Below are 13,779 nucleotides of genomic sequence, written 5' to 3'. Positions count from 1 at the left end.
CTTTCCGCGCCGTCCCGGCCATCACCCGCCCGTGTCCGCATGCCCTGTTGAATCGGCGCGATTTTCACGGCAAACAGGCAGGACAATTCCCTCAAGACCCGGAGCCGCCTCCCCGAATGGCAAAGCTTTACCACGTGCCGCTCTCGCCCTTTTGCCGCAAGGTTCGCCTGAGCCTCGCCGAGAAGAAGATCGAATGCGAGTTGGTCGAGGAGCGCTACTGGGAGCAGGATGCCGACTTCCTGCGCCGCAACCCCGCGGGCAAGGTCCCGGTGCTGAAGATCGACAACAAGACCATGTCGGAAAGCGCCGCGATCTGCGAATGGCTCGAGGAGAAATACCCCGAGCCGTCGCTGATGCCGCGTTCGGCCGACTCGCGCTACGAGGTGCGCCGTCTGGTGTCGTGGTTCGACGACAAGTTCCACCACGAGGTCACTTCGAAGCTGCTCTACGAGCGGGTGAACAAGAAGATCATGAAGGCGGGCTTTCCCGACTCGAGCAACGTCAAGGCCGGCGCCAAGGCGATCAAGTATCACCTCGACTACATGGCCTGGCTGCTCGACCACCGGCGCTGGCTGGCGGGCGACGTGATGACGCTGGCGGATTTCGCCGCGGCGGCGCACCTGTCGTCGCTCGACTACATCTCGGACGTGGACTGGAACCGCTCGGCGGTGGTCAAGGACTGGTACGCCAAGATCAAGTCGCGCCCGGCCTTCCGCTCGATCCTCGCCGACCAGATCCCCGGATTCCCGCAGCCGGCGCATTACGCCGACCTCGACTTCTGAGGGGGCAGGGGGCATAGCCCCCGCCCGGCTCGCGGCGAGATCCTTGCCTAGAAAGCGCGGCGGTCAGCCGTCGATCAGGCCGCGCAGCACATCCGCGCAGAGCGCGAGCTGGTCCCGCGCCACGGATTCGTCCGGCTGGTGCCCGTCGTCCATGGTGCCCGGGCCGCAGACCACGGTGGGAATGCCGAGTGCCGCGAAGAACCCCGCCTCGGTGCCGTAGGAGACCTTGACCGGTTCGGGGGCGGGCAGCAGCGCCGCGAGGCGACGGAGCGCGGGCAGCGCCGGATCGGCGTCGAGCCCGGGATAGGCGCCGGTCTCAATGATCTCGATGCCGCCCGGCAGGCCAGAGCGGATGTTTCCCAGGATATCCCCGGTCCGCTCCGCCGCGAGGTGGCGGATCTCGAAGGCGACCTCGGCATGGTCGGGCACGATGTTGAGCGCGACGCCGCCCTGCATCTTGCCGGCATGGACCGTCGAGCAGGGAATGTCGTAGCCTTCGTCCTGCGCGCCCTCGGCCGCGAGCCGGGACTGTTCGGTGCGCAGCGCGGCGATCAGGTCGGCGGCGAGGTGCAGCGCGTTGGTGAAGCGCGGCGCCATGGCGGAATGGCCGGGCTCGCCGCGGCAGGTGGCAAGGTAGCTCGCCTTGCCCTTGTGGCCGGTGCCGAGGCGCATCAGCGTCGGCTCGCCGACCACGCAGAGGTCTGGCCGGCCCAGCACCGGGAGCACCTGGTCGATCATCTGCTGGATGCCGCGGCAGCCGACCTCCTCGTCCCAGCTGAGCGCGATGCTCACCGGGCGGGCGGGGGGCGCGGCGCGCAGCGTCTCGGCGAGCGCGAGGATGCAGGCGACGAAGCCCTTCATGTCGGTGGTGCCGCGCCCGTGCAGGCGCTCGCCGCGCCGGGTCAGGGTGAAGGGATCGAGGCTCCAGTGCTGCCCGGCGACGGGCACGACATCGGTATGGGCCGAAAGCAGCGTGCCGCCGTCGCCGTCACCGAATTTCGCCAGCAGCCCGGCCTTGGGCGCGTCTTGCGCCGCGATGCGGGTGACGGCGAAGCCCGCGTCCGAAAGATGCGCCTCGGCCCAGTCGATCAGCGCGAGGTTCGACTCCGCCGAGACGGTCGGGAAGGCCACGAGCGTTGCCAGCAGTTCCTCGATGCGCGCCAGCATCACGCGGCCGCCTCGTGCACGATGGCGCCGTCGCAGATGGTGAGGCGGGCGCGGCAGGCGTCCGTGCGGCCGAGCAGCGCGCGCGGATCGCCCTCGAGCAGGACAATGTCCGCCGCCATGCCCGGCTGCAGCGCGCCGCGCGTCCCTTCGGCAAAGAGCGCGTGGGCGCCGCCCTTGGTGTAGGCGTCGATCACCGCCTCGAAGGGCAGGCGCTGGTCGGGCAGGTCCTCGGCCCAGGGCTGGCGCGCGAGGGCCGAGTGGATGGCGTTGAAGGGCGAGAGCGGCGCGGTCGGCCAGTCGGTGCCGAAGGCGAGCGTGGCCCCGGCGTCCTGAAGGGTCTTCCACGGGAAGGTGTCCTGCCAGCGGCCCCGGCCCATGATCGAGACGGTGGGTTCGAGCGGCAGGCCGCTGGAGCCCGGCGGGTGCACCGGCTGCATCGAGGCGACAACGTCGAGCGCCGCGAAGCGGGCGAGGTCGTCCGGGTGAAGCATGTCGATATGCTCGACGCGGTGGCGCGAGTCGCGGAGGCCGTTGGCCCTGCGCGCGGCCTCGTAGCCGTCGAGCGCGGTGCGCACGGCGGCGTCGCCGACGCAATGCACCTGGATCTGCAGCCCCTTCGCGTCCGCCGTCTCGCAGAGCGCGGTGAAGCGTTCCGGCGCGAAGAGCGGCTCGCTGCGGAAGCCCTGCCGGTCCGGGTAGTCGTCGGTGCGGTAGGCGGTCCAGGTGTCGAAGACGCCGTCGAGGAACATCTTGATCCGCCCGAAGGAGAGCTTGTCGCTGCCCTCGCGCGTCGCCGCCTCGATCAGTTCGGCGATGCGCGCCTCGTCATGCGCGGGCGAGAGGCGCATCGCCAGCGAAACGCGGATCGGCAGCGCGCCGTCGCGCTCCATCTCCGACAGCAGCTCGGCCTGGTAGAGGTTGCCGTCCATGTTGACCGCGGTGGTGATGCCGTGGCCGGCGCAGGCGGCGAGGGCGGCGGCGATGGCGGCCTTGTCGGCGGCGCGGTCGGCTTCGGTCACCTCTCCGGGCTCGTCGCCCGCCATGGCGGCATTGTCGCGCCCGCCATGGGCCGAGAGCCGGCCGACGAGGCGCATGGCATTGCCCTCGCGCAGCTCGCCGCTGGGCTTGCCGTCTGCCCCGAGCACGATCTCGGCGTTCTTCACCTCGGGCACCCTGTCCATCAGCCCGGCGGCGGTCAGCGCGGCGGTGTTGGCCCAGGCGGTGTGCAGGTCTACGGCGTAGACCATCAGCGGCTGGTCCGGCAGCAGCGCGTCGAGCGCGTGGCGGTCGGGGCGGGTGCCGGGGCCGAGGATCTCGTAATTGGCCGAGATGGCGCAGAGCAGCGGCGACGCCTCGCGGCCGACGCGGTAGCTGGCCAGCGCGGCGGCGAAGTCGTCGCGGGTCGAGATGCCGAAGAGGTTGAGCTGGCCCAGCGTCACGCCGCCCTGGAAGAGGTGCAGGTGGCTGTCGCAGAAGCCGGGCGAGACCCAGAGCCCGTCCGCCTCGATGCGCCGGTCGGGGGCCGGGCCCTCGGGCAGGGTGCCGGGCGTGCCGATCCATGCGATGCGGCCATCCTCGAGGCGCAGCGAGACCGGCTCGGCGCTGTGGATGTCGCGGGCGTCGTGGATCTCGATGATCTGGGGCATCTCGTCGGGTCTTTCCGTGAAAGGGAGGAGGCCCGGCCGGAACGGCTCCGGCCGGGCGGGATGCGCTTACTTCAGCAGGTCGGTCCAGACCTTGGTCACGAGGTCCTGCGCGGCGGGCGAGCAGGCCTTGGAGAATTCGACCGGCACCGTCGGGAAGAGCTCGGGCGCGTTCTCGGGCGTGTACTTCGCCTTGGTCAGGTCGAGCTTCACCGGCGAGGAATGGGCGTAGTAGTTGTACTGGATCGTCGCGTTCTCTTCCTCGGACATGAAGTCGATGAACTGCTTGGCCCCCTCGACGTTGGCCGCGCCCTTCGGCACGACGAAGCTGTCGAGCCAGCCGACGAGGCCTTCCTTGGGCTCGGCGTAGACGATGTTCGCGCCGTCGTTGCGGGTCTTCAGCACGTTGCCGTCCCACCAGAAATGCGCGCCGACCTCGGCGGTGCCGAGGCGGTTCTCGATATTGTCCGAGCTGTAGGCGGCGACGTCGGGCTTCTGCGCCATCAGCAGGTCATAGACCTTCTTCATCTCGGCCTTGTCCTCCGAGCAGAAGGGCACGCCGAGGAAGAGCTGCGCCGCGCCCACCACCTCGTCCGGGTAGGAGAGCGAGGCGACCTTGCCCTTCAGGTCGGCGGGCGGGGTGAAGTAGACCGCCCAGCTGTCGACGGGGCCCTCGTAGACGTCGCGGTTCACCGCGAAACCGGCGGTGCCGTAGGCGAGGGGGATCGAGTAGGCGTTCTCGGGGTCCCACCACTGGCCCTTCCACTTGTCGTCCACCTGCGCGTAGGCGGCGAGATCCTTGGCGCCGATGTCCTCGAGCAGGCCCTCGTCGATCATGATCTTCACGAAGTGCTGCGAGGGGGTGACGATGTCATAGCCCGACGAACCCGCCTGCAGCTTGGTCAGCGCGTCCTCGTTCGAGTTGAAGCCGTCGGTGTTGACGGTGATGCCGGTCTGCGCCTCGAACTTCTCGATCAGCTCGGGCGAGATGGAATCCGACCAGGTGTAGAGGTTGAGCGTGCCGTCCGCGTAGGCGGGCAGGGCAAGGGCGACGGCGGTGGCCGCGCCGAGGAGGGTCTTGGGTTTCATGTGGTCTCTCCTGTTGGTTTTCTTGGGATCAGCCGCGCCGCATCGACCGGGCCGAGAGGACCAGCGCAAAGGTCGCGATGATGAGCGAGGCGAGGATCAGCAGGGTCGAGATCGCGTTGAGCTCGGGCGTGGTGCCCTGCTTGATCAGGCCGAAGATGTAGACCGGCAGCGTCGTGGTGCCGCCGGTGGCGAGCAGGTTCGAGGTGATGAAATCGTCCATCGAGATGACGAAGGCCAGCATCGCCCCGGCGAAGACGCCGGGCAGGATCAGCGGCAGCGTCACCCGCCGGAAGGCGGTGAAGGGCGCGGCGTAGAGGTCCTTGGCGGCCTCCTCGTAATCGCGGCTCATGCCCTGCAGGCGGGCGCGGATCGGCAGGAAGGCGAAGGGCGTGCAGAAGGCGGAATGCGCCACGATGAGCCGCGCCATGCCGTTCGAGAACCCGAGCTGCGAGAAGAGGATCAGCGAGGCCACGGCGACGACGATCTCGGGCAGCAGCAGCGGCAGGTTCACCACCGTCTCGGACAGGCGGCGGAAGCGCATGGTCTCGTTGCGGCTGAGCACCATGGCGGCGGAGAGCGCCACCAGCGTCGCAACCAGCGTGGCGGTGACCGCCACGACCAGAGAGACACGCAGCGCCTCGAGCAGGGCCTTGTTGCTGAGCGCGGCCTCGTACCAGCGGGTCGAGAAGCCGGTCCAGACCGAGACGAGGCGGTTCTCGTTGAACGAGAACCAGACCACCACCACGATCGGGGCGTAGAGCCAGAGGAAGAACACCCAGGTGACCAGCCCCGCGCCGGGGTAGTGGCGGACGTTGTGCGGCGCGCTCATGTCCGGGCCTCCCGGCGCATCGCGCGGCGGGCGTTGACCATCAGCACGAGCACCACCATCGCCATGAGCACCAGCGCCACCGCCGCCCCGAAGGGCCAGTTGCGCGCGCCGCCGAACTGGGTCTGGATCAGCGTGCCCATGGTCATCTGCTTGCCGCCGCCGAGCAGCATCGGCTCGAGCACCGTGCCGAGCGCCGGCACGAAGACCAGCACCGCCCCGGCTGCGAGGCCGGGCCAGGTCAGCGGCAGGATCACCCGGCGCGCCGTGGTCCAGCGGCTGGCGTAGAGGTCGGCGCCCGCTTCCAGCAGCGCCGGGTCGAGCTTCTCGATCGCGGCGAAGACCGGCAGCACCATCAGCGGGATGTAGCTGTAGACCATGCCCACCAGCATCGCGCCGGGGGTGAAGAGCAGCGTGCCCTCGCCGCCGATCCACTGCCAGAAGCGGCCGACGAAGCCCTCGTTGCCGAGGATGATCAGCCAGGCGTAGACGCGCACGATCATCGACACCCAGAAGGGCAGGGTGACGAGGTAGATCAGCAGCGCCTTGGTCTTCGGCGGGCGGGTGGCGATCACGTAGGCCACCGGCAGCGACAGCGCCATGCAGATCAGCGTCGTGGCGCCGGCGAGCAGCAGCGTGCGTCCGATGATCGCGAGGTACTTGGCATCGAAGGCAAGGTTGCCGTCCCAGTCCTCGCTGAACAGGATCTCGCGGTAGGAGAGCGGGTTGAAGTCCCAGGCAAAGCCGCCGTAGGCGCCGCGCTCGGCCACCGAGACGGCGGCGACGATCAGCAGCGGCACCATCAGCGTCGCCAGCATCAGCACCCAGGCGGGGACGAGCCCCCAGACGCGGAAGCCGCTCATCGCGCCAGCACCCGCACCGCCTCGTCGCGGAAGCCGAGCCGGACCTCGCTGCCGACGGCGAGCGTCTCCGCCTGGCTGACCGCGTTGCGGCGTGAGACGCGCAGGCTCGCGCCGCCGGTCTCGACGACGAAATGCGTGTAGCCGCCCATGTAGTTTCGCGCCCGGATGGTGCCGGTCATCACGTTGCCGACGGCCTGGTCCTGCAGCCCGATCTTCTCGGGGCGCAGCGACAGGGTGGCGGGCCCGGTGCCGGTGAGCCCCTTCTGCGCCGCGTCGAACTCCAGCCCCAGCGGCGTGCGGATGCGGGCGCGGGCACCGTCGAGCGAGATCACCTCGGCGTCGAGGAAGTTGGTCTCGCCGATGAAGTCGGCGACGAAGCGGTTCTCGGGCTCCTCGTAGATCTCGGCGGGGGTGCCGATCTGCTGCACCCGGCCCTGTCCCAGCACGCAGATGCGGTCGGACATGTCGAGCGCCTCTTCCTGGTCGTGGGTGACGAAGATGAAGGTGATGCCGGTCTTGCGTTGCAGCGCGCGCAGCTCGTCGCGCATCGCCTGCCGCAGCTTCAGGTCGAGCGCCGAGAGCGGCTCGTCGAGCAGCAGCACCTTGGGCTCGGGGGCAAGCGCGCGGGCGAGCGCGATGCGCTGGCGCTGGCCGCCCGAGAGCTGGTCGGGGCGGCGGCTGGCGAAGGCTGTCATGTGCACCAGCTCGAGCATCTCGGCGACGCGGGCCTGCCGCCGCGCCTTGTCCCAGCCAAGGTTCTCGAGGCCGAAGGCGATGTTCTGTTCGAGCGACATGTGCGGAAAGAGCGCGTAGCTCTGGAACACGGTGTTCACGTGGCGCTTGTGCGCGGGCAGGCGGTCGATCTCCTGCCCGAAGAGCACGATGGCGCCCTCGGTCGGGGTCTCGAAGCCGGCGATCATCCGCAGCAAGGTGGTCTTGCCGCAGCCCGAGGGCCCGAGCAGCGTGAAGAACTCGTTCTCGTGAATGGTGAAATCGACGTGGTCGAGCGCCTGGTAGTCGCCGAAGCGTTTCGAGACGTTGAAGACTTCTACGGCCTTTCCGCGTGTCATGTGAGGGTTCCCTGTGTCTGGGGCCCGGCACCGGCCTCCCCTCCGGCGCCGGGCGGGGGTTAGGCGAGCTGCGCGACCTCGCGTCGGAACGGCAGCGCATCGCCGATGTCGGGCATGTCGAGCTCGCGGGCGTAGCGGTGGCCGGCGTAGGTCGCCCAGGCGATGGGGCCCGGCGCGGCGGCGTCGCCGATCAGCTTGACCGACCTGATCCCCGCGTCGGCCCACTCGGCCTCGCGCGACATCAGCTCGTGGTAGAGCGCATCGTCCGAGATCCGCGAGGCGACCATCACCACCGCGTCGCAGCCAAGTGCCGAGGTCTGGCCGGTGTAGGTGCATTCGGTCACCACCTCGCCGGCCTTCAGCGCGGCGATGCCGGTGTTGAGCACGATCTTCACGCCGGCCTCGACCAGCCGGCGGTGGATCGCCGCCTGCTCGAGCGTGTTGAGCGTCCAGTCCGAGACATAGGCCGAGGGGGTGACGAAGGTCACGGTGCAGCCCGCCTTGGCCAGCAGCTCGGCGATGACGCCGCCCATGTAGTAGTGATCGTCGTCGAAGAGCACGACCTCGCCCTTCGGCAGCTTGCCCGCCATGATGTCATCGGGGGTGAAGACCGGCATCGCGGGATCGGCGGGCATCGGCACCACGTGCTGGCGCGAGACGCCATCGGCACGCCAGCGGGCGCCGGTGGCGATGCAGACGTTCTCGAAGCCGAACTCTAGGATCTCCTGCGCCGAGAGGCGGCTGTCGAAATAGGTCTCGGCGTTCGGGCGCTGCGAGAGCTGGTAGGTGCGGTAGTCCACCACCCGGCCCCAGGCGGACAGGCCCGGCAGCAGCCGCTCGCGGGCGACGCGGCCGCCAAGCTCGGTGCCCGCCTCGGCCAGCGCCACGTCATAGCCGCGCAGGCTGAGCGCGCGCGCTGCCTCGAGCCCGGCGGGACCGGCGCCGACGATGAGCACGTTCGAGCTCTCGCCCTTGGTATTCATCTTCTCGGGGTGCCAGCCCTTGCGCCACTCTTCCATGAAGGTGGGGTTCTGCGTGCAGCGGCTGATTGACATGGTCATGTCGCCGGTGATGCAGATGTTGCAGCCGATGCATTCGCGGATGTCCTCGATCCGGCCTTCCTCGATCTTCTTGGGCAGGAAGGGATCAGCGATCGACGGGCGGGCGCAGCCGATGAAGTCGAGCACGCCCTGCTTGACGAGGCGCGCCATCACGTCGGGCGAGGTGAAGCGGCCGACGCCGACCACCGGCTTCGAGGTCAGCGCGCGGATGCCGCTCACCAGCACCTCCTGTGCCGCCTCTTCCTTGAAGCGCGACGGGCCCGAGCAATCCTCCCAGGTGCCCTGCGCCAGATCCCAGAGGTCGGGCAGGTCGGCGTTCATCTCGATGAACTCGCGCAGCTCGGCGTTGGAGAAGCCGAGCTTGCCGATGGTCTCGTCGAGGCTGACCCGCAGCGTCAGGCCCATGGTGTCACCCACGGCGTCGCGCATGTCGGCGATCACCTCGTTGACGAAGCGCGCGCGGTTCTCCAGCGAGCCGCCGTATTCATCGCTGCGCTGGTTGGTGGCGCGCGACAGGAAGTGCTGGAAGATGCCGAAACCATGCGCGCCGTAGAGGCAGATCAGGTCGAACCCCGCCAGCTTCGAGCGCTTGGCTGCGTTGACGAACCAGCGCCGCAGGTTGCGGATGTCGGTCTTGTCCATCGCGCGGGCCTGCACCGGGTCGTTGGTGAAGGTGCGGATCGGCAGCGCGGACGGGGCGAGGGGCACTTCCTTGGTGTAGAGGTTCGGCCCGTTGATACCCGAGTAGGCGAGCTGGATGCCCGCGAGCGCGCCCCGGGTCTTCATCGCGTCGGACATGCGGCGCAGGGCGGGGATGTCGGCGTCGTCCCAGAGCCGCAGCTCGATGAACGGGGTGATCTCCGAGGTGTGGTGCATCTCGGTCTGCTCGGTGAAGATCACGCCCCAGCCGCCCTCGGCCTTGATGCCGCGCATCGCCGCCACGGCCGACGGATCGCGATAGCCGCCGCCATTGCAATGCGGCACCTGGTAGAACCGGTTCTTCGCGGTGAGCGGACCGATCTTGGCGGGTTCGAACAGAATATCGTAGCTGGGGTTTCGCACCGTCTTCTCCTTGCGGCTTATTTGGTTGCCGGGCTGGGAGAGTTGATCGGTCGGAGCGGTCTTCGAGTAAATTACACCTTCTGGAAGCCTGAATTAGGCCAATCCTAATCGCTAATTAAAGTGGCTTTATGCCGCGACAATGCGCGATTTGCAAAATGGCCGCCCGGGTGCGTCATGCGCCCCTTGGCCGGACCTGCAGGCCGGGCGCGCGGGTCTCGGTAATCTCGGACTGCGCGTGCTCGATGAAGGCGCGGACGGTGCGCGAGCCGCGGGCGCCCTCGCTCATCATGAGGCCGAGGTTCAGGCTGCGCGCCGGGCCGGTCATCGGGATGAAGCGCAGGCGGCGTCCGTCCGGGGCAAGCTCGGTGACCGGGTGGGTGTTGCCCATGCCGTAGCCGAAGCCGTTGGCCACCAGCGAGCGCATCACCGCGATGTCGCGGGTGCGCTCGGCGATCATCGGGGTGATCCCGAGCTTGGTGAAGAAGGACAGGAAATAGTCGCCGCTCATCGGCAGGTCGAGCAGCACCATCGGGTAGTCCGACAGCTCGGCCGGGGTGACGCTCTCGAGCGCGGCAAGGGGGTGGGTCTCGTGCACGATCGCGAAGGGCGGCAGCTCGATCAGCGGGATGAACTCGAGGTCGGCGGGCACGTTCAGGTCGTAAGTCAGCGCCACGTCGATGCGGGCCGAGCGCAGCCCGTCGAAAAGCTCCTGCTGGTCGCGCTCGAACTGGCGGAACTCGACCTCGGGCCATGTGTCGACGAAGCTGCGGCGCAGCTGCGGCAGGACGATCTGCGCGAAGGTCAGCAGGCAGCCGACGTTGAGCGGGCCGCGCACCTGCCCCGAGATGTCGTTGGCCAGATCGCCGAGCGAGGCGGCCTTGTCCAGGAGCTCCTTCGCCACGGTCATGAAGCGCGCGCCGCCCTGCGTCAGCGCCAGCCCGTGCGCGTGGCGGCGGATGAAGAGCTGCAGGCCGAACTCGGCCTCGAGCTGGGAGATCGCGGCGGAGATCGAGGGCGAGGAGACGTTCACCTTCTCGGCGGCGAGCGCGATCGAGCCGCACTCGCCCACGGCGACGAAATACTCCATCTGGCGCAGCGTGAAACGTAAGGGCACGTCTTCCTCCGGCTCCGGGCGTGTTAGGGTGTCCCTAATACACGCGGAGCCGCTGCGCCAGTTTTCTCAGTAGCTGATCCAGACGGTCTTGAGCGCCGAGTACTTGTCGAAGGAATGAAGCGACAGGTCCCGCCCGAAGCCCGACTGCTTCATCCCGCCGAAGGGCGTCATCGCCGAGAGCGCGTCCACCGTGTTGACCGAGACCGTGCCCGCGACCAGCGCGTCCGAGACCGCCATGGCGCGGCCCAGGTCCTTCGTCCAGACCGAGGCGGCAAGGCCGTAGATGCTGTCATTGGCCATGGCGATGGCCTCGGCCTCGTCGCGGAAGGTCTGGATCGCCAGCACCGGGCCGAAGATCTCTTCCCGGGCGATGCGCGCGTCGCGCGGCACGTCGGCAAAGACCGTCGGCTGGATGAAGGCGTCCGAGCCGCAGAGGGTCAGCCGCGCGCCGCCCGCGATCAGGCGGCACTGCTGCTTGCCCGAGGCGAGGTACTCCGCGACCCGCGCGGCGTGGCGGGCATCGACCATGGCGCCCATCTTCGTCTCGGGGTCGAGCGGGTTGCCCGGCACGATGGCCTCGGCGCGGGTCTTCATGCGGTCGATCATCTCGGCCGCGATGCTCTCGTGCACCAGCATCCGCGAGTTGGCCGAGCAGACCTCGCCCTGGTTGAAGAAGATGCCGAAGGCGGCCTTGTCGGCGGCGGCGTCGAGATCGGCATCGGCGAAGATGAGGTTCGGGCTCTTGCCGCCGGTCTCCAGCCAGACCTGCTTCATGTTGCTCTCGCCCGCGTAGCGCTGGAACATCTTGCCGACCTCGGTCGAGCCGGTGAAGACGAGGCAGTCGACGTCCGGATGACGGCCAAGCGCCTGCCCGGCATCCTCGCCGAAGCCCGGCACCACGTTGAGCACGCCATCGGGCAGCCCCGCCTCGGCGGCCAGTTCCGCAAGGCGCAGCGCCGAGAGCGGCGACTGCTCGGCGGGTTTCAGCACCACCGAATTGCCCGCCGCCAGGGCCGGGGCCAGCTTCCACGTCGCCATGTCGAGGGGGAAGTTCCACGGCACCACCGCGCCGACGACGCCAAGCGGCACGCGGCGGATCAGCGCGAGATCGCGCCCGCCGGTCGGGGCGACCTCGTCGTAGAGCTTGTCGATCGCCTCGGCGTGCCACTGGAAGAAATGCGCCGAGCCGGGGGCGTCGACGTTGACCGTCTCCCAGATCGGCTTGCCCATGTCGAGCGTGTCCAAAAGGGCGAATTCCTCGAGGTTCTCGCGCAGGAGGGCCGCGAGCCGCAGCAGCACTTCCTTGCGCTCGCCCGGCGTCTTGCCGGCCCAGCGGCGGTCGTCGAAGGCGCGGCGGGCGGCGGCTACGGCGCGGTCGATGTCCTCCGCGCCGCCGCGCGCGACGTCGGTCAGCACCTCGGCGGTGGCGGGGTTCACGGTCTCGAACCGCGCGCCCGAGGCGGAGGGCACATAACGCCCGTCGATCCAAGCCTGGGTGCGGAAGGTCAGCGCGGCGGCGCGGGAGGTGTAGTGAGAGAGGGTCTGCATGAGGGCTCCGGGTCGGTCTTGCGCGCCGCGTGGCGCGGGGTCTGTCAGACGGCGCTGCGCCCGGAAGGCGGAAGCTTCCGGGCGCGGGCCGTGTCGGTGGGGTGGGGTCAGGCCATCTCGGGCTCGGGCTGGACCGCCGGCGTATAGGCGAGATAGCCGCGCTGCTTGGCGATGTGGTCGGCGACGTATTTCGCGTCGTGCCAGACCCCCCAGATGAAGGACGAGCCGCGCCGGGTCTGCCAGGGCAGGCCGAGGTAATAGAGCCCGGGCACCGGCGAGACGCCGCGCTGGTGACGGGGCTTGCCCGCCGCGTCGAGCGCATCCACCTGCAGCCAGCCGTAATCGCTGGTGAAACCCGTCGCCCAGAGGATCGTGGTGATCCCGGCCCCGGCGAGGTCCAGCGACAGGATCGGATCGGTCATGCAGGCGGGGGCGGGGCCGATCCGGCGCGCCTCGGGCTCCTCGGGCAGGTCCAGCCCGTTGGCCGCGACATAGGCGTCGGCCTCGTCGAGCAGCGACAGGTAATTGGCATCCCCCGCCTCGATGTTGCGCGCCAGATCCGGCGCGAAGCTGAAGCGGCCCCCGGCGAAGCTCTCGGTCCGGCCGAGCAGCACCATACCGCGGGCGGCGAGCTTGCGGAAGTCGACCGTGTGCCCGCCATGGGCGCCACTGACCGCGATGGTGGTGTGCTCGGAAGAGGGGGTCGCCTCGGCGTCCCACTTGTTCAGGACGCCCAGCCACCAGACGAAGTCGCGGCCACGGTAGGCGCGCGGCGGGCGGTCGTGCGGGCCGACCGACAGGTAGACCTTGCGCCCGGCCGCCAGCAGCTCGTCCGCGATCTGCACGCCCGAGGAGCCCGCGCCGACCACCAGCACCGCGCCCTCGGCCAGCTGGGCGGGGTTGCGGTACTGGCTCGAATGCATCTGGGCGATCCCGGCGGTCTGCGGCACGAGCGGCGGGATCGCGGGATGCTGGAAGGCGCCGGTGGCCGAGATCACCTGCCGCGCCTCGATCGCGCCTTGGGAGGTCTCGACGAGGAAGCCCGGGCGGCCCCGAAGCCGGGTCACCCGGGTGACCGTGACACCGCAGCGGACGGGGGCATTGATCTGCCTCGCATAGGCCTCGAAATAGTCGGCGACCTGCTCCTTCGGCACGAAGCCGTCGGGGTCGCCGGGAAACTCGAGCCCGGGGAAACGGTCATGCCAGGCGGGGCCATTGGCGACCAGCGAGTCCCAGCGCTCGGAGCGCCAACGCTCGGCGATGCGGCTGCGCTCGAGAACGATATGTGGAATGCCGTTCGCGCTCAGGTGCTCGCTTGCCGCGATCCCGGCCTGGCCGGCGCCGATCACCAGCGCCTCGGTTCTTTCTACGGGCATCGTTGCGTCCTTCCATGCGGGTCAGGGGGCGTCTCTGTGCAGGAAGGTGACGCAGAGTTTGGTAAGTGAAAAGAAACTCCTTCAACAGCATGAGGTAGTTTTAGCCTAAGCCATGCGCCCGTCGGCGCGGCGCGGCAGCGTGCGGGCAGGCCCGCGCCGCAGCACCCCCTTGACCGGC

General features: G+C 69.2%; 11 protein-coding genes. 1 reads left to right on the top strand and 10 read right to left on the bottom strand.

The window, feature by feature from the left end; translation table 11 throughout:
* Window positions 1-116 precede the first annotated feature (116 nt).
* Complete coding sequence (locus PVT71_RS17955) at window positions 117-782, top strand: glutathione S-transferase family protein (RefSeq protein ID WP_353475436.1); 666 nt, start codon at window positions 117-119, stop codon at window positions 780-782.
* Between the two features lie 63 nt (window positions 783-845).
* Here the strand turns inward: PVT71_RS17955 and argE are convergent, their stop codons facing one another.
* From argE to PVT71_RS17905, 10 genes are all read right to left on the bottom strand, one after another.
* Window positions 846-1,949, bottom strand: coding sequence for an acetylornithine deacetylase (gene argE / locus PVT71_RS17950; RefSeq protein ID WP_353475435.1), 1,104 nt, complete (start codon window positions 1,947-1,949; stop codon window positions 846-848).
* The gene (locus tag PVT71_RS17945) at window positions 1,949-3,595 is read right to left on the bottom strand and encodes an amidohydrolase (RefSeq protein WP_353475434.1); all 1,647 of its coding nucleotides are present in this window, start codon (window positions 3,593-3,595) and stop codon (window positions 1,949-1,951) included. The genes argE and PVT71_RS17945 overlap by 1 nt, the downstream gene beginning before the upstream one ends.
* Before the next feature lie 66 nt (window positions 3,596-3,661).
* On the bottom strand, window positions 3,662-4,681 hold the full coding sequence (locus PVT71_RS17940; protein ID WP_353475433.1) for an extracellular solute-binding protein: 1,020 nt from the start codon (window positions 4,679-4,681) through the stop codon (window positions 3,662-3,664).
* A 28-nt stretch (window positions 4,682-4,709) separates the two neighbouring features.
* Window positions 4,710-5,510, bottom strand: coding sequence for an ABC transporter permease (locus tag PVT71_RS17935; RefSeq protein WP_353475431.1), 801 nt, complete (start codon window positions 5,508-5,510; stop codon window positions 4,710-4,712).
* Complete coding sequence (locus PVT71_RS17930) at window positions 5,507-6,370, bottom strand: ABC transporter permease (protein WP_353475430.1); 864 nt, start codon at window positions 6,368-6,370, stop codon at window positions 5,507-5,509. The genes PVT71_RS17935 and PVT71_RS17930 overlap by 4 nt, the downstream gene beginning before the upstream one ends.
* A complete protein-coding gene (locus PVT71_RS17925) occupies window positions 6,367-7,440 on the bottom strand; it encodes an ABC transporter ATP-binding protein (protein WP_353475429.1) in 1,074 nt (357 codons plus the stop codon). Before PVT71_RS17925 ends, PVT71_RS17930 begins: the two co-directional genes overlap by 4 nt.
* 59 nt (window positions 7,441-7,499) lie before the next feature.
* Entirely contained in the window at window positions 7,500-9,563 is a 2,064-nt protein-coding gene (locus PVT71_RS17920; RefSeq protein WP_353475428.1) for an FAD-dependent oxidoreductase, read from the bottom strand.
* Between the two features lie 172 nt (window positions 9,564-9,735).
* Window positions 9,736-10,677: a LysR family transcriptional regulator gene (locus PVT71_RS17915; protein ID WP_353475427.1), complete on the bottom strand. Its 942-nt coding sequence runs from the start codon at window positions 10,675-10,677 to the stop codon at window positions 9,736-9,738.
* A gap of 66 nt (window positions 10,678-10,743) precedes the next feature.
* Window positions 10,744-12,225 carry an aldehyde dehydrogenase gene (locus tag PVT71_RS17910; RefSeq protein ID WP_353475426.1) on the bottom strand — a complete coding sequence of 494 codons (1,482 nt, stop codon included), beginning with the start codon at window positions 12,223-12,225 and terminating at the stop codon, window positions 10,744-10,746.
* 107 nt (window positions 12,226-12,332) lie between these two features.
* Window positions 12,333-13,601, bottom strand: a complete 1,269-nt coding sequence (locus tag PVT71_RS17905) for an NAD(P)/FAD-dependent oxidoreductase (RefSeq protein ID WP_353475425.1) — start codon at window positions 13,599-13,601, stop codon at window positions 12,333-12,335.
* Window positions 13,602-13,779: the final 178 nt, after the last annotated feature.

Source organism: Salipiger sp. H15 (genome assembly GCF_040409955.1).
Lineage (GTDB): Bacteria > Pseudomonadota > Alphaproteobacteria > Rhodobacterales > Rhodobacteraceae > Salipiger.
The sequence above is the reverse complement of the archived record's forward strand: the minus strand, read 5'-3'. Positions and strand labels throughout refer to the sequence as shown.